The sequence below is a fragment of the Mycobacteroides franklinii genome (assembly GCF_001853795.1).
GTDB classification, from domain to species: Bacteria; Actinomycetota; Actinomycetes; order Mycobacteriales; family Mycobacteriaceae; genus Mycobacterium; species Mycobacterium franklinii.
In genome coordinates this window covers 24,523-50,605 of the sequence record NZ_MLIK01000004.1, presented here as the reverse complement: position 1 = coordinate 50,605, position 26,083 = coordinate 24,523, and the positions used below count along the sequence as shown (strand labels likewise).

At 65.8% G+C, this 26,083-nt stretch carries 28 protein-coding genes; 17 read left to right on the top strand and 11 right to left on the bottom strand.

What is annotated here, in order from left to right; translation table 11 throughout:
- Window positions 1-5 precede the first annotated feature (5 nt).
- Window positions 6-548 (bottom strand): aa3-type cytochrome oxidase subunit III, encoded by a 543-nt coding sequence (ctaE, locus tag BKG76_RS00745; RefSeq protein WP_237156289.1) that lies wholly within the window; start codon window positions 546-548, stop codon window positions 6-8.
- 268 nt (window positions 549-816) lie between these two features.
- On the opposite strand from ctaE, the gene trpD reads away from it, so the two are divergent.
- Complete coding sequence (trpD, locus tag BKG76_RS00740; protein WP_070935092.1) at window positions 817-1,884, top strand: anthranilate phosphoribosyltransferase; 1,068 nt, start codon at window positions 817-819, stop codon at window positions 1,882-1,884.
- On the opposite strand, the gene BKG76_RS00735 is transcribed toward trpD, so the two are convergent.
- Together BKG76_RS00735 and BKG76_RS00730 are read right to left on the bottom strand one after the other, a co-directional pair.
- Window positions 1,859-3,664: a DEDD exonuclease domain-containing protein gene (locus BKG76_RS00735; RefSeq protein WP_070935090.1), complete on the bottom strand. Its 1,806-nt coding sequence runs from the start codon at window positions 3,662-3,664 to the stop codon at window positions 1,859-1,861. The genes trpD and BKG76_RS00735 overlap by 26 nt on opposite strands.
- A 36-nt stretch (window positions 3,665-3,700) precedes the next feature.
- Window positions 3,701-4,432: a class I SAM-dependent methyltransferase gene (locus BKG76_RS00730; RefSeq protein WP_083337929.1), complete on the bottom strand. Its 732-nt coding sequence runs from the start codon at window positions 4,430-4,432 to the stop codon at window positions 3,701-3,703.
- Between the two features lie 113 nt (window positions 4,433-4,545).
- Here BKG76_RS00730 and BKG76_RS00725 point away from each other — a divergent pair, with 113 nt between their 5' ends.
- The 4 genes from BKG76_RS00725 (at window position 4,546) to BKG76_RS00710 (ending at window position 8,464) form a co-directional block, all read left to right on the top strand.
- On the top strand, window positions 4,546-4,767 hold the full coding sequence (locus BKG76_RS00725; protein ID WP_070935086.1) for a hypothetical protein: 222 nt from the start codon (window positions 4,546-4,548) through the stop codon (window positions 4,765-4,767).
- Between the two features lie 235 nt (window positions 4,768-5,002).
- Window positions 5,003-6,091, top strand: coding sequence for a peptidoglycan hydrolase RipC (gene ripC, locus BKG76_RS00720; RefSeq protein WP_269085931.1), 1,089 nt, complete (start codon window positions 5,003-5,005; stop codon window positions 6,089-6,091).
- Window positions 6,092-6,123: 32 nt separating this feature from the next.
- Entirely contained in the window at window positions 6,124-7,287 is a 1,164-nt protein-coding gene (locus tag BKG76_RS00715) for a hypothetical protein (RefSeq protein ID WP_070936756.1), read from the top strand.
- A gap of 19 nt (window positions 7,288-7,306) precedes the next feature.
- Entirely contained in the window at window positions 7,307-8,464 is a 1,158-nt protein-coding gene (locus tag BKG76_RS00710) for a glycosyltransferase family 4 protein (protein ID WP_070935081.1), read from the top strand.
- Window positions 8,465-8,553: 89 nt separating this feature from the next.
- Here BKG76_RS00710 and BKG76_RS00705 read toward each other — a convergent pair whose 3' ends face one another.
- Entirely contained in the window at window positions 8,554-10,365 is a 1,812-nt protein-coding gene (locus BKG76_RS00705) for an AMP-dependent synthetase/ligase (protein ID WP_070935079.1), read from the bottom strand.
- An 81-nt stretch (window positions 10,366-10,446) separates the two neighbouring features.
- Between BKG76_RS00705 and BKG76_RS00700 the strand changes: the two genes are divergently transcribed.
- Entirely contained in the window at window positions 10,447-10,842 is a 396-nt protein-coding gene (locus BKG76_RS00700) for a polyketide cyclase / dehydrase and lipid transport (protein ID WP_070935077.1), read from the top strand.
- On the opposite strand, the gene BKG76_RS00695 is transcribed toward BKG76_RS00700, so the two are convergent.
- Window positions 10,843-11,271: a nitroreductase family deazaflavin-dependent oxidoreductase gene (locus BKG76_RS00695; RefSeq protein ID WP_070935075.1), complete on the bottom strand. Its 429-nt coding sequence runs from the start codon at window positions 11,269-11,271 to the stop codon at window positions 10,843-10,845.
- An 82-nt stretch (window positions 11,272-11,353) separates the two neighbouring features.
- On the opposite strand from BKG76_RS00695, the gene BKG76_RS00690 reads away from it, so the two are divergent.
- The 7 genes from BKG76_RS00690 (at window position 11,354) to BKG76_RS00660 (ending at window position 17,698) form a co-directional block, all read left to right on the top strand.
- Window positions 11,354-11,794, top strand: coding sequence for an SRPBCC family protein (locus tag BKG76_RS00690; protein WP_070936755.1), 441 nt, complete (start codon window positions 11,354-11,356; stop codon window positions 11,792-11,794).
- A gap of 19 nt (window positions 11,795-11,813) precedes the next feature.
- Window positions 11,814-13,085 carry an ArsA family ATPase gene (locus BKG76_RS00685; protein WP_070935073.1) on the top strand — a complete coding sequence of 424 codons (1,272 nt, stop codon included), beginning with the start codon at window positions 11,814-11,816 and terminating at the stop codon, window positions 13,083-13,085.
- Window positions 13,082-13,468: a hypothetical protein gene (locus BKG76_RS00680; RefSeq protein WP_070936754.1), complete on the top strand. Its 387-nt coding sequence runs from the start codon at window positions 13,082-13,084 to the stop codon at window positions 13,466-13,468. The genes BKG76_RS00685 and BKG76_RS00680 overlap by 4 nt, the downstream gene beginning before the upstream one ends.
- 140 nt (window positions 13,469-13,608) lie before the next feature.
- On the top strand, window positions 13,609-14,349 hold the full coding sequence (locus BKG76_RS00675; RefSeq protein WP_070935071.1) for a lysophospholipid acyltransferase family protein: 741 nt from the start codon (window positions 13,609-13,611) through the stop codon (window positions 14,347-14,349).
- Window positions 14,350-14,473: 124 nt separating this feature from the next.
- Complete coding sequence (locus BKG76_RS00670) at window positions 14,474-15,772, top strand: glycosyltransferase 87 family protein (RefSeq protein ID WP_070935069.1); 1,299 nt, start codon at window positions 14,474-14,476, stop codon at window positions 15,770-15,772.
- A gap of 9 nt (window positions 15,773-15,781) precedes the next feature.
- Entirely contained in the window at window positions 15,782-16,276 is a 495-nt protein-coding gene (locus BKG76_RS00665) for a polyadenylate-specific 3'-exoribonuclease AS (protein ID WP_070935067.1), read from the top strand.
- A gap of 33 nt (window positions 16,277-16,309) precedes the next feature.
- Complete coding sequence (locus BKG76_RS00660; RefSeq protein WP_070936753.1) at window positions 16,310-17,698, top strand: class II 3-deoxy-7-phosphoheptulonate synthase; 1,389 nt, start codon at window positions 16,310-16,312, stop codon at window positions 17,696-17,698.
- An 8-nt stretch (window positions 17,699-17,706) separates the two neighbouring features.
- Here BKG76_RS00660 and BKG76_RS00655 read toward each other — a convergent pair whose 3' ends face one another.
- Together BKG76_RS00655 and BKG76_RS00650 are read right to left on the bottom strand one after the other, a co-directional pair.
- On the bottom strand, window positions 17,707-19,020 hold the full coding sequence (locus tag BKG76_RS00655) for a protein kinase domain-containing protein (protein ID WP_070935065.1): 1,314 nt from the start codon (window positions 19,018-19,020) through the stop codon (window positions 17,707-17,709).
- Window positions 19,021-19,059: 39 nt separating this feature from the next.
- Window positions 19,060-19,500, bottom strand: a complete 441-nt coding sequence (locus tag BKG76_RS00650; RefSeq protein WP_070935063.1) for an SRPBCC family protein — start codon at window positions 19,498-19,500, stop codon at window positions 19,060-19,062.
- A gap of 82 nt (window positions 19,501-19,582) precedes the next feature.
- Here BKG76_RS00650 and BKG76_RS00645 point away from each other — a divergent pair, with 82 nt between their 5' ends.
- Window positions 19,583-19,987, top strand: a complete 405-nt coding sequence (locus tag BKG76_RS00645; RefSeq protein WP_070935061.1) for an Rv2175c family DNA-binding protein — start codon at window positions 19,583-19,585, stop codon at window positions 19,985-19,987.
- Here BKG76_RS00645 and BKG76_RS00640 read toward each other — a convergent pair.
- Both BKG76_RS00640 and BKG76_RS00635 read right to left on the bottom strand, forming a co-directional pair.
- Window positions 19,984-21,489: an alpha-(1->6)-mannopyranosyltransferase A gene (locus BKG76_RS00640; protein WP_070936752.1), complete on the bottom strand. Its 1,506-nt coding sequence runs from the start codon at window positions 21,487-21,489 to the stop codon at window positions 19,984-19,986. The genes BKG76_RS00645 and BKG76_RS00640 overlap by 4 nt on opposite strands.
- Before the next feature lie 55 nt (window positions 21,490-21,544).
- A complete protein-coding gene (locus BKG76_RS00635) occupies window positions 21,545-22,588 on the bottom strand; it encodes a polyprenyl synthetase family protein (protein ID WP_083337864.1) in 1,044 nt (347 codons plus the stop codon).
- Between the two features lie 140 nt (window positions 22,589-22,728).
- Here BKG76_RS00635 and metF point away from each other — a divergent pair, with 140 nt between their 5' ends.
- Entirely contained in the window at window positions 22,729-23,709 is a 981-nt protein-coding gene (metF, locus tag BKG76_RS00630; RefSeq protein ID WP_070935057.1) for a methylenetetrahydrofolate reductase [NAD(P)H], read from the top strand.
- On the opposite strand, the gene BKG76_RS00625 is transcribed toward metF, so the two are convergent.
- Both BKG76_RS00625 and BKG76_RS00620 read right to left on the bottom strand, forming a co-directional pair.
- Window positions 23,684-24,346 (bottom strand): LppM family (lipo)protein, encoded by a 663-nt coding sequence (locus BKG76_RS00625; protein ID WP_070935056.1) that lies wholly within the window; start codon window positions 24,344-24,346, stop codon window positions 23,684-23,686. The genes metF and BKG76_RS00625 overlap by 26 nt on opposite strands.
- A 14-nt stretch (window positions 24,347-24,360) precedes the next feature.
- Window positions 24,361-25,020, bottom strand: a complete 660-nt coding sequence (locus BKG76_RS00620) for a GNAT family N-acetyltransferase (RefSeq protein WP_070936751.1) — start codon at window positions 25,018-25,020, stop codon at window positions 24,361-24,363.
- Window position 25,021: 1 nt separating this feature from the next.
- Here BKG76_RS00620 and BKG76_RS25070 point away from each other — a divergent pair, with 1 nt between their 5' ends.
- Together BKG76_RS25070 and BKG76_RS00615 are read left to right on the top strand one after the other, a co-directional pair.
- Entirely contained in the window at window positions 25,022-25,162 is a 141-nt protein-coding gene (locus BKG76_RS25070) for a hypothetical protein (RefSeq protein WP_165611475.1), read from the top strand.
- Window positions 25,163-25,341: 179 nt separating this feature from the next.
- Window positions 25,342-25,749 (top strand): DUF3040 domain-containing protein, encoded by a 408-nt coding sequence (locus tag BKG76_RS00615; RefSeq protein WP_070935054.1) that lies wholly within the window; start codon window positions 25,342-25,344, stop codon window positions 25,747-25,749.
- Window positions 25,750-26,083 lie beyond the last annotated feature (334 nt).

Sequence of the window (26,083 nt, the reverse complement as noted above, 5' to 3'; positions counted from 1 at the left end):
GGCTGTTAGCGGACAAAGTAGATCGTGGCGAACAATGCGACCCACACGATGTCGACGAAGTGCCAGTAGTAGGACACGACGATCGCGGAGGTGGCCTGGGCCGGAGTGAACTTACTCATCCGGGTGCGAATCAGCAGATAAACGAATGCCACCAGTCCGCCGATGACGTGCAGACCGTGGAAGCCGGTCGCCAAGTAGAAGGTTGAGCCGTACGAACTGCTCGCGATCGTGGTGCCCTCGCGCACGAGGTTCGAGTACTCGTAGCCCTGGCCGAGGACGAAGAAGGTGCCCATGATGAGGGTGATGACGTACCAGCGACGCAGCCCGAAGACGTCACCACGTTCCGCGGCGAACACGCCCATCTGACAGGTGAAGGACGAGGCGACCAGCACGGCGGTGACGGGGATGGCAAGACCCAGGTTCAGCTCGGTGGGCTCCGGTGGCCAGTTGCCGCCGGACTGAGCCCGGGCGGTGAAGTAAAAGGCGAAGAGTCCAGCAAAGAACATCAACTCACTGGAAAGCCACACAATGGTGCCAACACTCACCATATTGGGCCGGTTCAGTGAATGAACCCGCTGGGTAATGGCGGTTCCCGCCGGCGATCCTGGGGCTGCTGCGGTCGTCACGTCGTAAGTATGACGCTTTGTAGTTGTCGAGAGCCACTCGGGTCCGACATTGATTTGTGACCGACTCTCCACAACACGTGTGGCCTCTGATGAGAGTGGTGTCGATGACCTGCGTACGGCGTGTCGCGCCAGGCCTGGAAGGCATTTAGTCCTTTGTTGTGCCCGCCCGGTCCATGGGACCATTTGCGGCGTGCTGGAACATTCGTGGCCCCGGGTACTGGGGGAGCTGACCAACCGTCGCGACCTGACGGCGGGGCAGGCGGCCTGGGCCATGGACGAGATCATGACGGGTGCGGCTACCCCGGCCCAGATCGCGGCCTTCGGAGTGTCCATGCGGATGAAGCGCCCGACCTCGGCTGAGGTCGGGGAGCTGGCCGACACCATGCTGGCGCACGCGCTCCGGTTCCCGCAGGACGCTGCCGACGCGATCGGCACGGACGCGGTGGACATCGTGGGGACCGGGGGTGACGGGGCGAACACGGTGAACCTGTCCACCATGGCCTCCATCGTGGTGGCGGCGTGTGGGGTGCGAGTGGTCAAGCACGGCAACCGGGCGGCGTCGTCGCTGGCCGGTGGAGCGGACACACTCGAGGAATTAGGGGTACGTATCGACCTGGGTGCCGCGCAAGTGGCACGCAGTGTCGCGGAGGTCGGTATCGGATTTTGCTTCGCGCCGCACTTCCACCCGTCCTATCGGTACGCGTCGTCCGTGCGCCGCGAGTTGGGCGTCCCCACGGTGTTCAATTTGCTTGGGCCACTGACAAATCCAGGACGTCCGCGGGCAGGTCTGATCGGCTGTGCGTTCGCGGACCTCGCCGAGGTGATGGCCGGGGTGTTCGCGGGACGCGGGTCCAGTGTGCTGGTGGTGCACGGCGACGACGGGCTCGATGAGCTGACCACCACGACGACCAGCACCATCTGGCGGGTGCAGGCGGGCACCGTCGACACACTGCGATTCGATCCCGCGGCCTTCGGTTTCGCGCGCGCTCGGCTGGAGGAGCTGGTCGGGGGCGATCCCGCGTTCAACGCCGCCGAAGTCCGGACGGTGCTTGCCGGTCGCGCCGGCGCCGTACGGGACGCGGTCCTGCTCAATGCCGCGGGCGCCATGGTTGCCCACGCCGGGCTGGCCAGCGACGCCCAATGGGTGCCTGCCTGGGAGAACGCGCTCGCCCGGGTATCCACCGCCATCGACTCGGGGGCGGCCGCGGCGCTACTGGACAACTGGATAGCCGTCAGCCAGCGGCTCGGGGCACGGTAGGTCGTTGTGGAGGGTCGGCGATCTTGATCAGCTCGGCCATTCCCCAGTCATCCCGCTGCACACTGTGCGCCATGCGCGCGCTGCGTGCCGCTGCCGCCCAGTCCCGGAGCGATCCGGCGCATCCCGTCGCCTCGGCATAACCATCCGTCGAGGACACCATGCGCACCCCGGGCTCGGCCAGCCAGCGGGTGATCAGCCCGGTCTCCTCGGGTGCGGCCCCACCGAACGGTTCCGGGGTCGGCAGCACCACCTGCGCTGAGGTCGAGACCGCCGCCACCACCGGCATCGGCGGCACACCCCGCCGGGCGACCGCGGCCCCGGCGAGCTGGCCATGTCGCACCACCGCAATCTGCCATCCGCCCTCGCCATCGGGACGGGCGGCAATCAGCTCCTCGAGACGTGCGAGCGCGTGCAGCCGATGCTGGCGGGCCAGTGCCTCCATGAGTGCCGCCGTCGCATCGCGTTGTCGTGCGGCGGTTTCGTAACGCCGCAGGCCGCCCAGTTCGGCCACTCGGTCGCACATCGCGTGCAGCGGCTGTCCCTCGGTGCCGGCGAGGACAGCGAGCGCAGTGCCGAGCCCCTCCCGATATTCGACAGCGTCCACCCCGGCGGGGGTGGGGCAGGGCGAGGCGGTGTCGTGTGGATACGACTGCCCGTCGCAGGCGGGGCCGTGCCGGCCGTTGGCCCCGATGCGGGTGGCGCACGTACGCACCCCGGTGAATCGGGCAAGGGTCAGGGCGGCGGTGGTCGCGTCGCCGCGTGCGCGAAACGGCCCGAGCATCGGGCGCCCATTGGTGCTCCGCACCACGGCGAACCGGGGGAATGGCTCCTCGGTGAGGACCACCCACCACCAGCGGTGCGGAAATCGGGATTTCCGGTTGTACGGCGGTGCGTGCGCACCCAACAACCGCAGCTCGCGTACCGCAGCCTCCAGGGGGTGCGCACAGGTCACGTGGTCCACGGCGGTCGCGATGGTGACCATCTCACGCATCCGACCACGGGGGTCGGCGCCGGTGAAATACTGCTGCACCCGTCGATGCAGATTGACCGCGGTACCCACATACAGCACCTCGCCAGACGGCCCGCGGAAAAGGTAAACGCCTGGGGCGTGAGGCATTCCGTTGGCCAGGGTGCGCTTGTCGCGTAAGGCGTTGGGCACATGGGTGCGATAGCGCCGCAGCTCGCCCATGGTGTCGACGCCCTGGTTGCCCACCCGGCCGATCAGCGCGTGCAGGACGTCGACGGTGGCCCTGGCATCGTCGAGTGCCCGGTGATTCGGGGTGGTGGACGCACCGAGCAGCTGCGCCAGCGCGCCCAGGCTGACGCGGGGAGCCTCATCGCGCGACAACACCCGCCGTGCCAGCCGCACCGTGCACAAGACGGTGGGCTGGGGCCAGTCGATTCCGCATTGCCGTGCGGCCGCCTTGAGGAACCCGATATCGAAACCGGCGTTGTGAGCGACCAGCACCGCGCCACGGGCGAATTCGAGAAATGTCGGCAACACCTGTTCGATCGGCGGTGCGTCGACCAGCATCGCCGAGGTGATGCCGGTGAGGCGGACGATCTGCGGTGGTATCGAGCGTTGCGGATCGACCAAGGTGGCCAGTTCCCCGAGCACCTCGCCGCCGCGCACCTTCACCGCGCCGATCTCGGTGATCGCGTCGTTTTCCGCACTGCCCCCGGTTGTCTCCAGGTCCACCACCACAAAGGTGGTGTCGCGCAGCGCTTGTGCCGCCGACCCCGACGAGGAGTGCACCTCGTCGAAGGTCAGCTGCGTCATGACGTGACCGTAGGCCTCAGGACTGACATGTAGAGATCACGCCACGGGGGTGCAGATCAGTGCGAGTGCGTCGTTCTTGGTGTCGACGCCGTCGTCTCCGATCGTCTCTTCCAGGCGGGACCGCAGCACGCCGCGTGCGGCCGGGTCGAGCGTGAGGTGATTGGAGTAGGTGAACACCATGTCCAGGTACGCCTGGGTGGAGAAATGCTTCTGCTCCGCGAAGCGCAGATGCCGCACCTGGTATCCGGATCTCTCGATGATCGGAGTCACCGTGTCCTCGGTGCCGATGGACGGGCGCTTCGCGGTGTCCATGAAATCGGCGTAGATGGCGTCCAGATCGCTCTGGGCCGGCGCGGTGGGTTCGATGCGGTTCCAGACCAGTGCGAGCCGCCCACCGGGGACAAGCACCGTCAACACCTTCTGTAGCGCGGCGGTGGGCTCGACCCAGTGAAAGGACTGGGCGAAGAGCACCAGATCGAATGTGCGGCCCGCCGGCTGCCAGTCCTCGAAGGTGGCCACCTCGACGTCGATGCCCTTCCCGGCCGTTATCCGTGCCATCCGGGCGTCCGGTTCGACAGCGAGCACCTGGGCGCCGGCGGCGACGAGCTGTGCTGCCGCGATGCCGGTGCCTGCTCCGACGTCCAGGGCATGCGGGCGCCCGCCGGAGATCAGCTCATCGATCAGTGGCTGTGGATAGCGGGGACGGTGACTGTCGTACGCGTCGGCGGAGCCTCCGAACGACTCCGCCCGGCGCCGGTCGGTGTGCACTGGCTGTTGCTGTTCGGTCATACCGCCAGCGTGCCAGGGAACTCCTACTTGTCGGTGGGCGCGGTTACCGTCCGCTCGAACCTGAAAGAACGACTCAAGGGATAGGAGGAGCCATGCTCATCGATTGTGACGATTGCGCCATGCGCGGCCCGGGATGCGAAGACTGCGTGGTCAGCGTGCTGTTAGGAGTGCCCCAGACACTCGCCGATGACGAGCGCGCCGCGCTGGCCGTATTGGCCGAGGCCGGGATGGCACCCAGGCTGCGTTTGGTGCCGATTCAGCGCACCTACGACACGCCTGTTTCGGCGAAGACGCCCGATGCCGGAGTCGCATAAGGCACACTCGAAAGAGGTACGTGATGGCCCGCCCCGGGAACGGGGAGGAGAACCGGCGCTTACGCGACGTTGACGTCGTTCCACACTGCGGTGGACAACGCCGATGCCATTTCGTAACCTATCTGAGACCTATCAGCGCCGTGGTTCGTGGCGATCAAATTGCAGTAAAGGGATGTAGTCAGTGAGTGTCGGGCGTCTTCTTCGAAATCATTCGGATCGACTGACGCCCTCTCCTCTGCGCCGCACAATGCTCGCGCTGACTGCTGCCGCGCTGGTCGGAGGGGTATTTGCGGGCGGACAGACCGCCGCCGCCGACCCCAACAACGACGCCGTGAAGAAGCTCAACGAGCTCTCTCGCCAGGCCGAGGCAACCTCTGAGGCAGCTAACACGGCGAAAATCGATCTCGATGCCAAGCTGGCCGCTCAGCGCGATGCCGAGAAGTCGGTTCTCGCCGACGAGGCCGTCGCGAAGGCCGCGCGCATGGCGGTGTCCACCTACCAAGTTGATGTCAACAAGGCCATGGTCGCCGCCTACATGGGTGGTACGACCAGTGGTTACGGCGCCGTGCTGACGTCCAATTCGCCGCAGAATCTGATCGATCAGCTGTCCGTGCAGCGCACGGTGGGCGGCGAGATGCGCAGCCGGATGGACAACTATCGCTCTGCCCAGGCTTCGGCCGACGAGGCCGAGCAGCGGTCCCGTGACGCCGCAGAGGCGGCGCGGGTGGCCGCCGAGCAAGCCAAGAACGTGCGTGCCTCGCTGCAGGCCAAGCAGAGCCAGCTGCAGGTGCAGATCGCGGTCGTCAAGTCGCAGTACAACACCCTGAGCCCCGGTCAGCGTGCGCAGTTGGCGGCACCGGCGCCCGTGCCCCCACCGCCTCTGGCGGAACCGGGCGACGCCGATGCGCCCGAGCCGTTGATGCAGGCCGCTGCCGCGGCACCCGCACCGGAAGCCGCGATCGGCGGTGGCGGATCCGCGGTGGGTGCGAACGCCGTCGCGGCCGCACTGACCCGGATCGGCGCGCCGTACTCATGGGGCGGTTCGGGCCCCAACGCCTTCGACTGCTCGGGCCTGGTCATGTGGGCCTACGGTCAGCAAGGTGTCTCGCTGCCGCATTCCAGCCAGGCGCTGGCGCGTGGCGGTACGCCCGTTTCGCTGAGCGAACTGCAGCCAGGTGATGTCATCAACTTCTACGGGGATGCCTCACACACCGGTCTCTATGTCGGTAACGGCATGATGGTGCACGCCTCCACCTATGGTGTTCCGGTCGCGGTCGTGCCGATCACGTCGTCCGGCCCGATCTACAACGCGCGTCGCTACTGAGGCGCTGCGCACCGCTCTTCGCGGTGGCCCTGCTGATCGTGTGCGGGGGTTGTCGGGCGCAACCTGCCGTACCGGCCGATGATGCGCGCACCTCGATTCAAGCGCTGCTCACCCGCTATTCCCAGGCGCTGCGTGCCAACGATGCCGCGGCGCTGCGGGCTGTGCTTGCCCCGGACAAGCCCGCGTTCATCGAGACGCAGCTGACACTGCAGGCGAATCTCTCGCAGCTCAAGACCGATACGTTCGAATACCGCACTGCCGCCGATGTTCCGGCCGATCCCATTGCCTCGCAACAACAATGGAAGCTGGACGCGTCGCTGTTCTATGCGGTCAGCGGGGTGGACAAGGTTGCCGTCCAGCGCCCCGTCACGATCGGGGTGTCGCGCGACAACGATGCCTGGCGGTTGTTCGACGCCAGTGACATCGCCGTGCCGTGGCAGTTCGCGCCGGTGGTGGAGACGCGGAAGAGGTCGGGGGACAGGGACGTGGTGGTGCTCGGGCATCCCGGGTCGGCGGTCGCGCCGCGGATCGTCGCCGAGATCGACGGGGCCATGACGTCCCTGTCGGAGTTCTGGGGGTCGCAGGGATATTCGGGGATCCTGTTCGTCGCGACGGGTACCGACGCGGAGTTCGCCACTCTTGTCGGCGGCGAACGTACCGACGGTATAGCCGGGGCGGCCGTTGCCGACCGGGTCGACGGTGGAGTCGCCGTAGGGCAGCGCGTGATATTCGCCCCCGGATCTGCCGCGTTGCCGGTCGATCAGTTCCGTGTGGTGCTGCGCCACGAGCTCTTCCACGCCGCCGCCCGCACGGTCACCGGAGACCACGCGCCGCTGTGGCTGGTGGAGGGGGTGGCCGACTACAACGGTCGTCGCGGTAGCGGTACCCCCTTCCGCAACGCCGCGCCGACGTTGGCGAATGCCCTTGCCGCGGGTCAGATTCCGGATCATCTGCCCACCGACGAGGATATCGACAGTCCGGGGGCGCGCCGCACCCAGGCCTACGAGGAAGCCTGGTCGGTGGCGCAATACGTGGCCGAAACCTTCGGCGAGCCCACGCTTGCGCAGCTGTACCGGTACGGAGCCGGGATTGTGCGGGAGGCGCAGGGGGTGGCGATCCAGCGGACGCTGGGCATCGACGAGACGACGCTGGTACGTCAGTGGCAGAGCTGGCTCGGCACCCGTCCACTACGGTAGGCCCAGTACGGTAAGTGCTGTGACATTTCACCCTGGCGGCCAGCGGCAACGGATCTTGTTGGTCACCAACGATTTTCCGCCGAGGCCCGGCGGCATCCAGTCGTACCTGCAGGAGCTGGTGACCCGTCTGGCCGAATCGCACGAGGTCACCGTCTATGCACCGCGGTGGAAAGGGTGTGAGCGTTACGACGCCGCCGCCGAGTACCAGGTGGTGCGTCATCCGACATCGCTGATGCTGCCCAGTCCCGGTGTCCGCCAGCGCATGGTGGACCTCATCACGTCGCAGCGTTCCGATGTGGTGTGGTTCGGTGCGGCCGCGCCGCTCGCGCTGTTGTCCTCGGCGGCGAAGGCGGCGGGGGCCTCGGTGACGGCTGCCAGCACGCACGGGCACGAGGTGGGTTGGTCGATGCTCCCGGTTGCGCGGTCCGCGCTGCGGCAGATCGGGGACACCACCGATGTGATCACCTACGTCAGCCGCTACACCCGCGGACGTTTCGCCTCGGCCTTCGGCCCGCGCGCCGCCCTGGAACATCTACCTGCCGGTGTCGATACCAATAGGTTTCGCCCGGACTCGGCCGCACGCGAGGAGCTGCGAGGCCGCTACGGGCTCGGTGACCGGCCGACCATCGTGTGCGTCTCCCGGCTGGTTCCGCGCAAGGGGCAGGACATGCTCATCGAGGCGCTGCCCGCTATCCGGGAACGTGTAGATGGTGCAGCGCTGGTGATCGTGGGCGGTGGGCCGTACGCGGAACCGTTGCGGGCGTTGGCCAATCGCGTCGGCGTCGATGAGCATGTGGTGTTCACCGGCAGTGTGCCATGGGAGGAGCTCCCCGCTCATCACGCGATGGCAGATGTCTTCGCGATGCCCTGCCGCACGCGCGGGGCGGGGCTGGATGTCGAGGGGCTGGGAATCGTCTTCCTGGAGGCCTCGGCCTGCGGTGTGCCGGTGGTGGCCGGAGATTCGGGGGGCGCGCCGGAGACCGTGCGCGACGGCGAAACGGGAATCGTCGTCGACGGCAGATCGGTGCCCGCGATCACCGACGCGATCGTCCAGATTCTGTCCGATCCGGCGCGTGCCGCCATGATGGGTGCGGCAGGGCGCACCTGGGTGACCGAGAACTGGCGCTGGGATCACCATGCCGCCCGATTCGCGGAGCTGGTCAGCGGGTCCGCATAACCTGGGTTCGTGGCCCTGCAGAGCATGCGCAGCACACGCGAGAGGTGCACGACCGGCGGCTCGCTCGGCTTCATCGCGTACCGACTGCGTTACTCGGGCGACCCCGAATAGATCGCGTCGATGTCGGCGGCGAACTTCTCGGCCACCACATTGCGTTTCACCTTGAGTGTCGGCGTCATCTCGCCGGTGGCTTCGGTGAAGTCGACCGGCAGGATCCGGAACTTCTTGATGGCTTCGGCATGGGAGACAACCTGATTGGCTGCCTTCACGGCGGTCCCGATCTCCGCGAGTAGATCGGGATCTTCGACGAGGTCGGCGACGGTGGCGTCGGCAGGCTTGCCGTTGCGCTGTTTCCAGCCGTCGATGGCCTCCGGGTCGATGGTGATGAGAGCGCCGATGAAGGGCTGCTTGTCGCCCACCGCCATCGCCTGGCTGATCAACGGGTGGGCGCGCAACTGGTCCTCCAGCACCGCGGGTGCCACGTTCTTGCCGCCGGCGGTGACGATGATTTCCTTCTTACGACCGGTGATGGTGACGAACCCGTCCTCGTCGATGGCCCCCAGATCGCCGGTGTGGAACCAGCCATCCACGAGCGACTCGCTGGTGGCGGTCTCGTTGTTCCAGTAACCGCTGAACACCACGCCGCCGGATATCAACAGCTCGCCGTCCTCGGCGATCTTGACGGCGTTACCGGGCAATGGCCTTCCGACACTGCCGATCTTGAGACCACCGATGACGTTCACCGCGCAGGCGGCCGTCGTCTCGGTGAGGCCGTAACCCTCGTAGATTGTCAGGCCGACGCCGCGGTAGAAGTGACCCAGCCGGGCGCCCAGCGGTGCCCCGCCGGAGATCGATGCCACGCATTCGCCGCCGAGCGCGGCGCGCAACTTGCCGTACACCAGCTTGTCGAAGGCGGCCCGCTTGGCGCGCAGCACGATGCCAGGACCGCCCTTGTCCAGTGCCTCGCTGTATTCGATGGCGGTGTCGGCGGCGGCATCGAAAATCTTTCCCTTGCCGTCGTTCTGGGCGTTCTGGCGAGCGGTGTTGTACACCTTCTCGAAGATGCGGGGGACCGAGACGATGAAGGTCGGCTTGAAGACCCCGAACGTCGGCACCAGTGTCTTGATATCGCTGGTGAATCCGACGCTGACCTTGGACTGGAAGCAGGCCATCGCGATGCCGCGTGCCAACACGTGAGCCAGCGGCAGGAAGATCAGTGTTCGGCTGCCCTTTTGTAGGTAGTCAGGGAAAACCGCACGCGCGCCACGGGTTTCGTACACCAGGTTCGAATGGGTGAGCTGGCAGCCCTTGGGGCGGCCGGTGGTGCCGGAGGTGTAGATGAGTGTCGCCGGATCGGTCGCCTTGATGGCGGCCAACCGGCCGTTGAGTTCGGCGGGGTCCACCCCGGTGCCCGCCGCGGCGAGCTCGTCGAGGGCCGCCGGGGCGCTCGAGTTGGCGATGTGAAACACGGTGCGCAGGTTGGGCAGTTCCGGTGCCAGTTCTTCGGCGATCTTGGCATGGGCATCGGATTCCACGAACAGCACCACCGCGGCGGAATCTTGGAGCACCCAGCGGACCTGATCGGCCGAGGATGTCTCGTAGATCGGCACGGTGATGGCACCGATCGACAGCACCGCGTAGTCGATGATCGTCCACTCGTATCGTGTCGCGGAGATCAGGGCCACGCGGTCGCCGGGCGCCACGCCCTTGGCGATGAGGCCATTGGCCACCGCGCGGATCTCCGCCGCGGCCTCCGCGTAGGTGACGGGCGTCCAGGTGCCGTCGATAAGACGGGAGAACGCCGCCTGGTTGGGGTCTTCACGCTCGTAGTCGTAGACGGCATGAACAACCGATGCGTTGTCCTCGACGGTGAATGGGGCAGGAACGCTGAACTCTCGCACCCGCCTAGACTAGTCGTGGCCTCAAGATCGTCGAAGGCGTTGCCGTATTTCCCTCGGCGGCGGGGCTTAAGCTTGTCGGCGATGAACAGCATCCAGGTCGCCGATCAGACCTTTATCGCCGCAGATCCCGCGGACATCGGCCGCGCCATCTCCAGCCCCGCGGATTGGCGCCGTTGGTGGCCTGACCTGCAGCTCAATGTTGTCGAGGAGCGCGGCGAGAAGGGCATCCGCTGGACGGTCGCCGGGCCGCTCACCGGCACGATGGAGGTGTGGCTGGAGCCCGTCCTCGACGGGGCGATCCTGCACTACTTCCTGCATGCGGAGCCTGTCGGCGCCAATGCCGCGCAGGCACGCAAGCTGAATCTGGCCCAGCTCAATCATGCCCGTCGTGTCGCCGGGAAACGGTTCGCCTTCGGGGTCAAGCAGCAGCTCGAGGCCGGCCGGCCGATCGGTGAGTCGCGGGTACCGCAGGCCTGATCAGGCCGGGGCGAGCACGACCAGCGGGATGGGACGGGAGGTTGCTCGCTGATATGCGCTGTAATGCCCAGAGTTGTTGGTGTCGGCCAACTTCCACAGCCGCTCATAGTCGGCGTCGCCGGGTAGTAGGGCGCTGGCCCGAACCCGGCGCTTTTCCCTGCCCAGCTGCACCCGCACCTCGGGGTGAGCCCTGAGGTTGTGATACCACGCGGGATTGCGCCGAGCGCCGCCGTTCGAGGCCACGATGACGAGATTGTTGCCGTCCCGCACATAGGTCAGCGAGTTGATCCGTTGCGCTCCGGTCTTGGCGCCGATCGAGGTCAGTAGCAGGCTTGGTGCCATCCCCGGAACGCGATGACCCAGATAGCCTTTCGAAGCGATGTAGATCTGCTGGTGCACACCGAGCACCTTCGCCACCAGACGGCTCATGGGCGTCTCTCCTTCGTGGGGCTGCAGCGAATTGCCAGGATGGGAGTATCCGAGCGCCAACGAGAAGGGTAGCGTCTGTCAGGTGGCTGAGAAGACTACCCAAACGATTGCCATCGATGCCGAGCCCGGCAAGGTGATGGCGGTGATCGCCGATATCGGCGCCTACCCGGAATGGGTGTCGGAGTACAAGGAAACCGAGGTGCTCGACACCGATTCGGAGGGCAGGGTCAAACGGGCCCGGTTGGTGTTGGACGCCGGTGTTCTCAAGGACACCCAGGTCCTGGAGTATGTGTGGTCCCCGGATGGCCGAAAGGTCAGCTGGACCCTGGCGGAAAGCTCCCTGTTGCGTTCGCTGGAGGGGACATACCTCTTGGCGGCCAAAGGGTCTGGAACCGAGGTGACCTATGAGCTCGCGGTCGACCTTCAAATTCCGATGATCGGAATGCTCAAGCGCAAGGCCGAACGCAAGATCACCGATTCCGCGCTCAAGGATCTGAAGAAGCGAGTCGAATCTGACCGCTAGCGACGTCGGGGAGGAGCTCATGTCCCGTCCCGAAGACGTCGCCCCCGAAGTCCACGCGCCGTTGACAGCCACCATCGGCCTCTTCGTGGGCAAGGGAGGCGTGGGCAAGTCGACGCTGGCCGGTGCCACCGCGGTGCGGTACGCGCGTGCCGGCCGACGGGTGCTGGCGGTTTCCACCGACCAGGCGCACTCGCTGGGCGATGTCTTCGGCGTTCGTGTCGATCCGTCCCCGGGTGCGCACTGCGTGCGGGTGATCGAGGATCCGTACGGGGGCCTGCTCGACGTCATGGCGCTGGACACCCTGGGCCTGCTGGAGCGGCGTTGGGCAGACATTGCCGGGACAATCGCCGCGCAGTATCCCGAATCTGATATCGGATCGCTTGCCCCAGAGGAGCTTTCCGCGTTGCCCGGCGTTCAGGAGATGCTTGGGCTGCATGAGGTCCAGCAGCTCGCCGAGACGGGTGAATGGGATGTCGTCGTGGTCGACTGTGCCTCGACGGCCGACGCGTTGCGGATGCTGACCCTGCCCGGAACCTTCGCGATGTATCTCGAACGCGCCTGGCCGCGGCATCGCCGGCTCGGCGGTATCGGCTCGCCGCGCGCCCTGATACTGGCCGAACTGCTGGAACGCGTTGCGGCGTCGGCGGATCGGCTCGCGGGCTTGCTCTCGGATCCCGAGCGGGTGGGGGCGCATCTGGTGTTGACACCGGAACGCGTGGTGGTGGCGGAAGCTGTCCGCACCGTGGGAGCGCTGGCGCTCATGGGTGTGCGCATCGACCAGGTGATTGTCAATCAGGTTCTTATTCAAGATGATTCGTACGAATACCACAATCTTCCTGACCATCCGGCCTTTGACTGGTACATGCAGCGCATCACCGATCAGTCGGCGGTTCTCGACGAGATGGGGGAGGCGATCGGGGATGTGGAGATGTTGTTGGTGCCGCACCTGCCGCGTGAGCCCATCGGTCCGGATGCGCTCGGAGAACTGGCCGAGGCGGTGCGACGCCGCGATGGCGCCAAGCCCCCGGCCCCGCTGGCTACCGTCGTCGAACACGAATCCGGATCCGGCGCGGACGCCGTCTATCGGTTGCGGCTAGAGTTACCGCAGATCGACCCGGCCACATTGAGCCTCGGCCGGGTAGGAGATGACCTGGTCATCGGCGCAAACGGGATGCGCCGGCGGGTCCGGCTGGCCTCCGTGCTGCGGCGCTGTGTGGTTGTCGACGCCCGGCTCGTCAGTGGCGAGCTGACCATACGGTTTAGAGCGGATCCGGAGGTGTGGCCTACGTGACGGGTACCCATCCGGAGCTCGGCCCCGAGCTGCGGGCGTTGGCCACCTCGATCCTCGACAAGCTTGATCCGGCGCTGCGCCAGGCCGCACGTGCCGCCGCCGATGGTGGCGCCCCCGGGAAATGCAATCAGCTGTTCTGCCCGGTGTGCGCACTGGCAGCCCTTGTCGAGGGTGAGCACCATCCGCTGTTGGCGACGATCGCCGAACACAGCCTGGCACTGGTCATGGTGGTGCGGGCGATGCTGGAGGCCGAGGGTGCGGGTGGTCCGGACGATCCCGACGGCGACGGGCCCGGTCCCGAATACCGCAGTCCCTTCCCGCCTCCACCGCCCAGCTCGCAATCGACTGGCTACCAACCAATTCCGGTGGACATCGACGAGTAGCGCGCATCCGTGTCCGTTCTGGGACATGGCGTCCCATTTTTTCGGGACCTTAAACACTCCACGGAGTTTCGCCGTCGCCGAGGGTAAGCTCGGCGCCAGCCCCATGGGAGTTCGGGATGGGGATCGGGAGAGGATGGGCGATGTTCTATTGGCTGCTGAAGTACATCTTCATGGGGCCGATCCTGCAGCTGATGGGCCGGCCGAAGGTGGAAGGTCTGGAGAACATCCCATCGTCCGGGCCGGCAATCTTGGCGGGTAACCATCTAGCCGTGGTCGATAGCTTCTTTCTTCCGCTGGTCTCTCCGCGTCGGGTGACGTTCCTGGCGAAGAGCGAGTACTTCACTGAGTCCGGTTTCAAGGGCTGGCTCAAGAAGGTGTTCTTCAGCGGGGCGGGTCAGGTGCCGATCGATAGAACCAGTGCCGACGCCGCCGAGAATGCGCTGGGCACCGCGAAGCGGCTGCTCGGTGAGGGCAAGCTGTTGGGCATCTATCCCGAGGGCACCCGGTCACCGGACGGACGTCTGTACAAGGGTAAGACCGGACTGGCGCGCATGGCGCTGGCAACGGGCGTGCCGGTCATCCCCATCGCCATGGTCGGCACCAATGTCATGAACCCGCCGGGAACCGCTCGCTGGCATTTTTCCAAGGTCACCGTCAAGATCGGCAAGCCGCTCGACTTCTCGCGGTTCGACGGGATGGCCGGCAACCGGTTCATCGAACGCGCGGTCATCGACGAGGTGATGTACGAGCTGATGCAGCTGTCCGGACAGGAGTACGTCGACATCTACGCGGCCTCCCTCAAGAAAGACGCGGCAGACAAGCCGAAGCCCGCCGAGCCTGCTCAGCAACCCGATCGCATGCCGGAGAGCGCTGCCGGTTAATTCGGGGTCGGCACATCTTCCCTGCATCTGAGGTGGCGCCTCGTCGTGGGGCGTGGGTCAGCTATCCGTGCCGGTACCGCTACTCTTGACCCCACCGGCGGGAGAACTGAGAGATGCGAGGGCCGTGCCGAATTCAATAGACGAAACCACCATCGCGGTCGGCGGCTCCACTCGTCGAGTCGCCGGATGGATTGCGTGGGGTGGCCCGCTCGTCCTCGCGATCGCCCTCTTGCTGCACGCGGTCGTCTTCATTCATTGGCCGACGTACGCGCTGCAGATCGACGTGCTGGTTTATCGATTTGGCGGCACGCGGGTGCTGGACGGGCTGGATCTGTACTCGATCGGACGCAACGGCGAGATCGACGATCTGCTGTTCACCTACACCCCGTTCGCGGCGCTGGTCTTCACCCCATTGGCCTTCATCACCGACTTCACCGCGCAGGTCCTGTCGCTCGTGGTGTTCCCGGCGCTGCTGGTCTATTCGGTGTGGCGCATGCTGCGCTGGCTAAACATCTCGGTCAAGGCAGGGCTGTGGGGGCTGCTGGCGCTGCTGATCGGATTGGTTTCGTGGCTTGAGCCGGTGCGGCTCTCCATTCAGCTGGGGCAGATCAACCTGCTCATCCTCGCCGTGGTGGTCACGGACATGCTGGCGCCCAAACGGTCGAAACTGGCCGGGATCGGCATCGGCATCGTCGCCGGCATCAAGTTGACCCCGATGATCTTCATCGTCTTCCTCTTCGTGGTGGGACGGATTCGCGCCGCCGTCGTGGCCACCGTGACGCTGATCGCCACCATCGGCCTGGGCTTCATATTCCTGCCCTCGGCGTCGCACTACTACTGGGTGGACCGCTCCTTCGAGAAGATCAGCCGCATCACCCGCGATCCCACCGCCAGCACCAGCATCAGCGGGCTGTTCCTGCGACTGAACCTGTCCGCCGGGACCGCCACGGCCCTGTCGGTGCTGGTGATCGTGATGAGCCTGGTGGTCGCGACCGTGGCCTACCGGCGGAACCAGCTGTTGCTGGCGATCTCGATCGTGGGCATGGCATCGGCGGCTGCATCGCCGTTCAGCTGGAGCCATCACTGGGTGTGGTTCGTGCCCTTGGTCGTGCACCTGGGCTACCGCGGATATGTGCTGGGCAAGCGGGCATCCGCGGTCACCATGTGGGTGTTCTGCGTGGTGTTCGCGGCCTGGTTCACCAGTTTGAGCGGAAAGACACCGGACTCCGGGGCGCTGACGTTGCGGCCGGGCGGCGTCCTGAACGACGTGATTCCCAGCTTGTACGTGTTTGTTCATCTCGGGGTGCTCGTGACCAGCTGGATCTGGCTGCGGAGAGACCCAGGGGAGGCGAATGAGGCTGTGCGGGAAGATGAATCAGTGCAGGCCGATGAGCTGACGCCGGCGACTCCGGCACACAACTAGGCGGCGTGCGTGCGCTACTTCTATGACACCGAGTTCATCGACGACGGCCGCACCATCGAGCTCATCTCCATCGGGATGGTCTGTGAGGACGGCCGCGAGTATTACGCGGTATCCACGGCCTTCGATCCGCAGCAGGCGGGCCCGTGGGTGCGTCAGCACGTGCTGCCCAAATTGCCGGCGCTGTCGTCACCGCTGTGGCGCTCTCGTGGGCAGATCCGCGACGAGCTGGCCGAATTCCTCGGACTGAACGGTGGCGGACCGGCCGACCCGATTGAGCTGTGGGCCTGGGTGGGCGCCTACGACCATGTCGCGCTGTGTCAGCTGTGGGGGCCCATGACGGCGCTCCCGCGTCCGATTCCGCGGTTCACCCTGGAGCTCAAGCAGCTGTGGCAGGACCTGGGCCGGCCAGATGTACCGAAACGCCCTGCCGACTCGCACGATGCCTTGGTCGACGCCCGATACAACCTGGTCCGCTACCGCGCGATGGCTCCCGACGGCGGGTAAAATCCGCTGGTGAGGGCCGGTTAAGATGGTGTGGTGAACTGGACAGTCGACGTCCCTATCGACCAATTGCCGGAGCTGCCGCCGCTCCCGGCTGATCTGCGTGACCGCCTCGCCGCCGCGCTGGCCAAACCCGCTGCTCAGCAGCCGAGCTGGCCCGCGAATCAGGCCGCAGCCATGCGGACGGTGCTGGAAAGCGTGCCGCCGATCACCGTTCCCGCGGAGATTCAGCGTTTGCAGGGCCAGCTGGCTCAGGTGGCCCGTGGTGAGGCATTCCTGCTACAGGGCGGCGACTGTGCCGAGACCTTTGCCGACAACACCGAGCCGCATATCCGGGCCAACATTCGCGCGCTGCTGCAGATGGCGGTGGTGCTGACGTACGGGTCCAGCATGCCGGTGGTGAAGCTGGCCCGTATCGCCGGCCAGTACGCGAAGCCACGCAGCTCGGACACCGACGCCCTGGGGCTGAAGTCCTACCGCGGCGACATGGTCAACGGTTTTGCCCCCGATGCCGCACTGCGCGAGCACGACGCGTCGCGGCTGGTGCGTGCGTACGCCAATGCCAGCGCCGCGATGAACCTGGTGCGTGCCGTGACCGGCTCGGGCCTGGCCTCGCTGGCCCTGGTGCACGATTGGAACCGTGAATTCGTCCGCACCTCGCCCGCGGGTGCGCGGTACGAGGCGCTGGCCTCCGAGATCGATCGCGGCCTGAAGTTCATGAGCGCGTGCGGCGTGGCGGATTCCAACCTGGACACCGCCGAGATCTACGCCAGTCACGAGGCGCTGGTGCTCGACTACGAGCGGGCGATGCTGCGCCTGGCCGAGGACGAGAACGGTGAGCCCGCGCTCTACGACCTGTCGGCCCACTACCTGTGGATCGGCGATCGCACGCGGCAGCTCGATCACGCGCATGTGGCCTTCGCCGAGATCATCGCCAACCCGATCGGTATGAAGATCGGTCCGACGACCACGCCCGATCAGGCCGTTGAATACGTGGAACGCCTTGACCCGCACAACAAGCCGGGCCGCCTGACGTTCGTCTCGCGGATGGGCAACTCGAAGGTGCGCGATCTGCTTCCGCCGATCATCGAGAAGGTGCAGGCCACCGGCCATCAGGTCGTCTGGCAGTGCGACCCGATGCACGGCAACACCCACGAGTCGCCCAGTGGTTACAAGACACGGCATTTCGATCGGATCGTCGACGAGGTGCAGGGTTACTTCGAGGTGCACAACGCACTCGGCACGCACCCGGGCGGTATTCACGTCGAGATCACCGGTGAGAACGTCACCGAGTGTCTTGGTGGCGCACAAGATATCTCGGATGACGACCTGGCCGGTCGCTACGAGACGGCATGCGATCCGCGGCTGAACACCCAGCAGTCGCTGGAGTTGGCGTTCCTCGTCGCGGAGATGCTCAGGGACTGAGGCCGCGCCTAGAACAGGTGGGTGATGTTGGCACCCAGTGACCAGCATCCCGCCGCGACGGACCCGGTGAGGATCAAGACGATCACCAGCCAGATGAAGATCGCACGCCGGCTCTGTTGGCGTTCGTATCGGTAGTCAGAGTCGTCGACGCCGGCGAAGAATGCCGATTCGTCTGGCTCGCTGTCGAATTCCCGATCGTATTCATCGTATTCGGGGTCGTAGGAGGGCACCGGGTCCATCATCCGCGTGGGATTGGGCACCTTGGGTCGCGCCGAGGTGCCCGGGCGCGCTGAGACGCCCAGGGCCGCCGCGGCCGAAGCGGCGTCGGCCGCTTGGAACTTGTCGGGAGCGCTGAGGTTGCCGGTGGTACTGCCGCCGGCATCGATCAGTCGGCTGCGGTAGAGCTGCTCGGCGACGTGCTGTTTGGAATCCTTGGGCGCCGGTACCCGAAAGGGTGGCAGCCGCAGCTCCGAGGCGATGGCATCCAGTTCGGCGCCGAACTGCGCGGCATCGGCATAACGCGCGTCCGGGTCGCGGGAGGTGGCGCGCAGCACCAGCTCATCGAACTCCTCCGGTACGCCGTCGATAGTCTCGCTGGGCGCCGGCACGTCGCGATCGATGCGTTGGTAGGCCAGTGCCAACGCGGTGTCGCCGGTGAATGGTGTTACCCCGGTGAGCAATTCGTACATCAGGATGCCTGCCGAGTAGACATCGCTGCGCGGGCCGGCGGATCCGGTGCGCACCTGTTCGGGGGATAGGTATGCCGCGGTCCCCAAGATCACGCTGGTTGAGGTGATTCCGGCTTCGGCCACGGCGCGCACCAGCCCGAAATCGGCGAGCTTGACCTCGCCGTCATCGGAGATCAGCACGTTCTCGGGTTTGACATCGCGGTGCACCAGGCCCGATCGGTGTGCCACCGCCAAACCGCCCAGCAGCGGATTGAACACCGCGGCCACCGCGTGTGGCGGCATGGGCCCGCGTTCACGCAGCAGCTCGCGCAGGGTGCCCCCGTCGATCAGCTCCATCACCAGGAACGGGTGCTTACCGTCCATGCCCTGGTCGAAGACGGCGACCAGGCCCGGGTGACGCAGCCGTGCCACCGCCCGCGCCTCGAGCCGGAATCGTGCGAGAAATCCGCTGTCGGAGGCGTAGCGGCTGTCCATCACCTTCACGGCCACCGGGCGGTCCAGTCGGGTGTCCAGCCCGCGGTACACGGTCGACATACCGCCCGTCGCGATCGGAGCCTCGATGCGGTACCGACCGTCGAGCACCGTGCCGATCATCGGATCGAGACGGCTGGCCGGGGACTTGGGCGATGTCATCGCATCGATCGTATCGACTGATGCGAGGACACCCCGCCGTCAATGTCGCTTGTCGAGCATTTCGCGGACGGAGTTGAGCATTGGCCCGGCCCCGGAGAACAGCATGGTCCGCCATTGACGGTGCAGGGGGATGGCGGGATCGAACCGGCTGTACGTCACGCGGAGCCGGGTGCCGCCGGGCTCGGGGAGCAGATTCCACCGCGAGGTCACTTCGATGCCAGGGGCGGTCAGCACCTGTTCGATGTGATCGCAGGGCACCACGCTGGTGTAGGTGGTGCGGAGCACCCCATCGAATCCCACCGTGGGCTGGGGATGGGTGATGAGGACGCGCGTCGCGCCGACCTCAACCGGTGCATCGTTCACTTCTTTCACCTGTGAGGCGGTGAGCTCTAGGGAGATGAGGACATCCCAGACCTTCTCGACGGGGTAGGGGTAGTACTCACTGTGGGTGACCGATGTCGGATCGCCGGAACTCGTCACCGTCCGAAGGTTACGCGTGTCACCACACCCGGAGGACACTTTTGGGCGACGGTGACGCGGCGGACGACTAGCGTCATTCGTCATGAGCGCAATTCCATACGTCGCCGACACACTTGACGCCGATGAGCCACTGTTCTCTCTCAAGGAGGTGGCGGCGCGTCTACGGGTAACGGTGAGCAAGGTCCAGCAATATCTGCGCGACGGAGAGCTGATCGCGGTGCGGCGCGATGGTGAAATCAAGGTTCCCGTCATCTTTTTCAGCCCGGAGGGGCCGGTCGTGAAACATTTGTCCGGGCTGCTGTCCGTGCTGCGGGACGGCGGATTTCACGAGCCCGAAATCATGCGCTGGCTGTTCACCGGCGACGAGTCGCTCACCGTGAGCCGGGACGGCACCACGGAACGAATCGAGGCGGCCCGCCCGGTCGATGCGCTGCACGGCCACCAGGCACGCGAAGTGCTGCGGCGGGCGCAGGCGATGGCGTACTAGGCGGCGGGCGCCGGGGCTGGTGCTACGGCCGGTTCCGGATCATGAGGTTCCGGCGCGGTATTGATCATCCGCCAGGCGACGGCCGCGCACGTGGCGGCGATCAGCACATGGATCCATACGTACATGCCGTGGGAGCCATCGGGTTTGAAAATCACCATGATCCAGGTGGAGAACCCGGCGATCGCGGCGATCGCGGCGCGCGATTGCAGCAGTGGTCCCGCGATGGCCAGCGGCCACGTGTAGTACCAGGGCAACGCGGCCGGTGCCATGAGTACCACGATGACCATCGACCACAGGATCCCGAACATCGCGTCACGGTCGTTGTGGCGATGCCGCCACCACACCACCGGCAGGCTGACGGCTATGACGATGACCCCGATGATGCGGGTGATCTCCAGTAGCGCGTCGAAGTTCACGGTGACGAACAATCCGGCGACGACATTGATGATGTTGGCGACGGCGGTCGGCACGGTCAGCCAGTTGATGATCTTCACCGAACCGGCCAGCGCGGTCAGCCATCCCAGGCCGACTCCGGCGATCCAGGACAGCACCGCGAACACGGTGACGACAATCGCGACCGAGGCCGCCGACGCCATCACGAACGCGGCTATCGGGCTCCGCCGTTTTTGTTGCGGGGGACCCTCGTCGGTGCGGTCGATGAGTCGGCGCATCCAGATCCACACCAAAAACGGTAGGGCCAGACCGGCTGTGGCCTTGACCGCGACCGCTAGGGCCACCACCGACATGCCCCAAACGTGATGTCGCTCAAGGACAAGGGCGATGCCCGCCATCATGAGGCCGACCATCAGCATCTCGTTGTGCACACCACCCATGAGATGGATGATCACCAGCGGGTTGAGGACGCAGATCCACAAGGCCTTGCTGGCGTTGGCGCCGAGGTGTTGGGCGACTCGGGGTGTGGCCCACACCAGCAATGCCAAGCCGGGCAGCATGCACAGGCGCAGCAGCATGGTCCCCGCCACCACATCGTCGCCGATTACCTGGGTGACGAACCGCGCGATGAGGATGAACAGTGGCCCGTAGGGCGCCGTGGTGGTGGACCAGATCGGACTGACGTTCTCCAGCAATGGATTCGGGTTTTCGACCGGGCCCACCACATAGGGATCGAATCCGTCGCGGAGCAGGGCGCCCTGCGCGAGATAGGAGTACGCATCCCGGCTGAATACCGGAACCGAGGTGAGCAGCGGCAGCAACCAGCACGGGATGACAATCATCAGGGACTCTTTGGTTACCTTGCCCGCGATGACATGTCGGCCCAGTCCGAGCCAGGCCAGCAGCATCAGCACAACCCCGAGCCACATGAGGACCGAGGACACCACCAGGCCGTGGCCGAAGCGCAACCAGGACAGCCCGGCGGATTCCAATAGTGGGTCGTGCTGGCGGGTGCTGCCCGCGCCCAGGCCGCCGATGGCGATGAGAACAGCACCACCGAATCCGGTGATGGCCGCGCGTCCGGCGGGGGACCGCAGGAAGGACGACACCCATCCGGCGCTTTCCAGGGGAGGCTCCACGGCCTTTGACGATGTGCTCACGTGATCATGCGCTCCGGTTGGACACCAATCGGACCAGGTCAGATAGCGCGTCGCGGGCATCGTCGGCGATATCGGCGCTCGCCAGCTGGTCCAGGGCGCGGTGCGTGTGTTCCTCGATACGGGATTCCACCGCCGCCAGCGCACCCAAGTCGACTATGAGCGAACACATTTCGGCGACCTGCTGATCGGTGAGCGGGGTGCCGATCCAGGAGTGCAGCAGATCCTCGGCGGCGCTGTCGCTTCGGCGCGCCAGCTGCAGGGCCTCGGCCAGCAGCACGGTGCGTTTGCCTGAACGAAGGTCGTCCCCGGCCGGTTTCCCGGTCACCTTCGGGTCGCCGAATACGCCGAGCACGTCATCGCGAAGCTGGAACGCGACGCCTATATCCAGTCCGACATCGCCGAGAAGTTGTGAGATTTCCGGGTTCTCGGCGGCGATCGCGACACCCAGCTGCAAGGGACGCTGCACCGTGTAGCCGGCGGTCTTGAATCGGATCACCCGCAGGGCGGTCTCGACGGACTCGTCACCGGAGGATTCGGACAGAATGTCCAGATACTGGCCGCCCAACACCTCGCTGCGCAGGATCGACCAGACGCCTCGTGCCCGTGCGTGAGCCTGCGGGGAGAGCTGTGCGCCGACGACCATGTCGTCGGCCCAGGTGAGTGCCAGGTCGCCGAGGAGGATCGCGGCGGATATTCCGAACTGCTCGGGGGAGCCCGACCAGCCGTTCTCGCGGTGCAGGGCCGCGAACTCGACATGGATGGTGGGTTCGCCGCGCCGGGTGGCGGAGCTGTCGATGACGTCGTCGTGGATGAGTGCACAGGTGTGTAGCAGTTCGAGCGCGGCACACACCCGCAGCACATCGGGGTTCCACGGGTCCGGGTCGTCGGTGATCGCGCGCCAGCCCCAGTAGGCGAACGCCGGGCGCAGCCTCTTGCCGCCGCGCAGCACAAACTGGTCCAGGGCGGTGATGGCGTGCTCGTAGTTCTGCCCGATATGCGCGGTGTGCTCACGGCATTCGGCCAGGAACTGGCTCAGTTGGTCGCTCACCGCGTCGGTCAGGTGCCGGGCGTTGGCAGCGGCTACATTGACGCTCAGCGGGGGAGTCCTTTCACGGTGCGTAACTGGGTCCCGGATGCGTGCAGGGTCTCCGAGAGTGAACTCAGCCTAATCCCACCTATCCTGGACAAGTGACAACTCACCCGCTCGACCGTGATGGACCGGTCGCCGAGCTGCAGGATCCGGGGTCGATCGCCGATCGACTGTCCGCGGTTCAGCCCGGCGAGGTCCCGTTCTCGGTCGAGTTCATGCCGCCCCGCGACGAGGCGGCTGAGGCTCGGTTGTGGCGGGCGGCAAGAGTTTTCGAACGGTATCAGCCGGTGTTCGTCTCGGTCACCTATGGTGCGGGTGGCTCCACCCGGGACCGTACGGTGCGGGTGACCGGCGAACTCGCCGAGAACACCACGTTGTTGCCGGTCGCGCACCTGACTGCCGTCGGGCACACCGTCGATGAGCTGCGTGCCATGGTGGGGGCGTATGTGGACCGTGGCATCACCAATATCCTTGCGCTGCGCGGCGATCCGGCCGGAGATGTCAATGCGGAATGGATTCCTCACCCCGGCGGGCTGACGTACGCGACGGAACTGGTGCAGCTGGTTCGTGACCTCGGCGATTTCCATGTCGGCGTGGCGTCCTTCCCCGAGGGCCACCCGCAGGCGATCGACCTGGAAAGCGATACCGCCAATCTGGTGAGCAAGCTCCGTGCGGGAGCCGAGTACTCCATCACCCAGATGTTCTTCGATGTCGACGACTATCTGCGGCTGCGCGACCGGGTGATCGCGGCCGACTCCGAGCAGGGCGCCAAGCCGATCATCCCGGGGCTCATGCCCATCACCTCACTGCGTTCGGTGCGTCGACAGGTTGAGCTTTCCTCGTCCACGCTGCCCGCCTCCTTGGAGGAACGGCTACTCAGGGCCGCCGGGGATGGTCCGGACGAGGACCGCGACGAGGTGCGCAAGGTGGGTGTCGAGGTCACCACCGCGATGGCCGCCCGGCTGCTCGCCGAGGGTGTCCCATGCCTGCACTTCATGACTCTGAACTTCGCCCGGGCCACATCCGAGGTGTTGGAGAACCTCGGGGTGCGGGTTACTCCGGGAACTGGTCGGGCGTAAACCGCGGCGACTGGTCACGAGCCAGCCAGGCCATGGAGGCGACGAGCGCCCCGACCAGCAGCGCGGCGATCGAGACGAAGATCGCGGCACCGTCGAACGAACGGGTACTGGGGTCGGTGTAGCGAGCTGTCGCGGTAAAGGTGCTGACCACACCGGGATTGAGCTTCCACTGCACGGCGTCGGAGCCAAGCATTTCCCCATTGGTGGATTCGATATCACCGGGAAAGGACACGGCCAGCGACACATCGGCGTTTGAGTTGTCGCCCAGTGCGGTGAGGTCGGCACGTCCTTCCAGGACTACTGCGTCGCCATTGCGTCGCAGGGTCAGGTCGAACCCGGCGGCGTTCTTGTTCATCCCGGCGAGCTGGGGCACCTCCGCGAAGGTCAGGTCGTTAAAGATGGCCCGGGACCCCACCATGCCGTTCTCTTCGTAATCGCTCACCTGAACCTTCTGTGCGAAGGACATGTTGCGATCGAGTTGGGGGCCCTTATCGTTCTTGCCCTGCGGTTTGGCGACGGCAATCAGTTGACCGGAGACGTGATCGTCGGTGGTGACGGTCATCGAGGCCTTGACGCGCACGCATCCCGACAGCAGCGGCAGTGTCGTCAACAACAGCACAGCGGTGATCCGCGCCACCCGCCCTCGTTTAGTCATCGCGGATTATCGTGCCAGACGGCGGATATGTCCGGCTGCCGATATCCGGGCTCCAGCGGCAAAGGGCGACCAAGCACCGCAAATCGCCGGGGATCTCCCGCGAACTGGTGCTGCCGGATGACATCGGTGAATCCCAGTCGGCGGTACAACCGCCACGCGCGGTTGGATTCGCCGGTGATTTCGGGGGTGGACAGCAGGACATGCGACTCGGTGCGACGCGAGAGCAGCCGCCGTGCCAATGCCTCGCCGTAACCGTGGCCCTGTAGTTGGGGATCGACATGCAGTTCGGTCAGCTCGAAATACTGCTCGAGCAGGGTATTCACCTGGTCGCGCGGCCGTCCCGACTTGCGCAGACCCTGGCTGACCTGTTGATGCCACCACTGGTCGGCGGCGCCGCGGTAGCCGTATGCGATTCCGACCATGCGGGCCTGTTCAGGGTCCAGAACGGGTGGGGCGTCGTGGTCCGACGGTATGGCCGGAGTATCGAAAATGGCCGCTGCCTGCCACCCGTGCCTGCGACTGTGCTCGAGCCACATGGGCGCGCGCTGATCCTCGGTGCCGTGTGGGTAGCCCATGGCGATGACATAGACACGAAGCGCTTCGCTGAGCCGGCGCTGCATATCGCGTTGCGACAGATCGGCCAGGAATGTCGTCAACGTGCGTCCTTTGGGTTTCCGGTTGGGCTTCGTGTACTGCCCGGGTTTATCACGCGCGGTGGGTTCCCGGGTGCTGTCGCGGCTTTCGCCGGGTCCGTCGGCGCGCCGTGGTGCGGTGTTGCCCGGTGGGCGGTGGCTGTGAGATTGGTGGGTGAACCGGGTGGTATGGCGGGTATTCACCTCGTATTATGAACGTGAGGGTGTTGTAACCACGGCACCCTTGATAAATAGACATCAACAGATATTGAGTGTCAGCGCTCCCCGGCGTTGATGCCGACACGACATAGCCAACCGGTAGCGGTGCGCCAGAGGGAGGGACAGATGCCACTCTCCGAGCACGAGCAGCGCATGCTCGACCAGATTGAGAGCGCGCTGTACGCGGAGGATCCCAAGTTTGCGTCGAGTGTGCGCGGAGGACGGCTGGGTGCGACCTCCGGCCGCCGGCGCCTGCAGGGCGCGGCGCTGTTTTGCATCGGATTGGCGATGTTGGTGATCGGTGTCGCGGTACCCGCCACGCAGATCGGAAACTTCCCGGTCCTGAGCGTCATCGGATTTGTGGTCATGTTCGGTGCGGCGGTCTTCGCGATCATCGGCAGCAGACGCTCCGAGACCAGCCCGGTCGGTCAGGGGGGACAGGGTGGGGCCGGCGGCCGCGCCCGTAAGCCTCGCGCCGCCGGGTCGTTCGCACAACGCATGGAAGAGCGGTTCCGTCGCCGCTTCGACAACTGACAAACACCCTCTAAACCGGTCAAGAAACACAGACCCGCGCGATCAGCGCGGGTCTGTTGCTATGTGCGTTGCTGCTTGACCCACTCATCCTCACCACTGCGCGTCGTGGAGTGACCGCGCGCAAGCCCGGCCGGACGGGCAGGCCAAATCGTTATCAACTCGCCTGGATACCGGTGCCCCACTCATCCCCACCGGGTTTACCTGCGTAAACAACGCATCGGCGGCGCTTCTCAGCCTCAGTGTGGGTGCATGGTGGGGAGACACGCGGCAAATCAGATTCAAAGTGGGGGATTGTGGGGTAAAGTGGCGGACATCGGAGGGAAGGGTAGCTCCG

Coding starts and splice junctions, on each gene's coding strand:
- BKG76_RS00645 (WP_070935061.1), top strand. CDS start 19,583: ATGAGCGCAATTCCATACGTCGCCGACACACTTGACGCCGATGAGCCA.
- BKG76_RS00615 (WP_070935054.1), top strand. CDS start 25,342: ATGCCACTCTCCGAGCACGAGCAGCGCATGCTCGACCAGATTGAGAGC.
- BKG76_RS00675 (WP_070935071.1), top strand. CDS start 13,609: ATGTTCTATTGGCTGCTGAAGTACATCTTCATGGGGCCGATCCTGCAG.
- BKG76_RS00695 (WP_070935075.1), bottom strand. CDS start 11,271: ATGAGCCGTCTGGTGGCGAAGGTGCTCGGTGTGCACCAGCAGATCTAC.
- BKG76_RS00685 (WP_070935073.1), top strand. CDS start 11,814: ATGTCCCGTCCCGAAGACGTCGCCCCCGAAGTCCACGCGCCGTTGACA.
- ctaE (WP_237156289.1), bottom strand. CDS start 548: ATGGTGAGTGTTGGCACCATTGTGTGGCTTTCCAGTGAGTTGATGTTC.
- BKG76_RS00735 (WP_070935090.1), bottom strand. CDS start 3,664: ATGACGCAGCTGACCTTCGACGAGGTGCACTCCTCGTCGGGGTCGGCG.
- BKG76_RS00725 (WP_070935086.1), top strand. CDS start 4,546: ATGCTCATCGATTGTGACGATTGCGCCATGCGCGGCCCGGGATGCGAA.
- BKG76_RS00700 (WP_070935077.1), top strand. CDS start 10,447: ATGAACAGCATCCAGGTCGCCGATCAGACCTTTATCGCCGCAGATCCC.
- BKG76_RS00655 (WP_070935065.1), bottom strand. CDS start 19,020: ATGACATCGCCCAAGTCCCCGGCCAGCCGTCTCGATCCGATGATCGGC.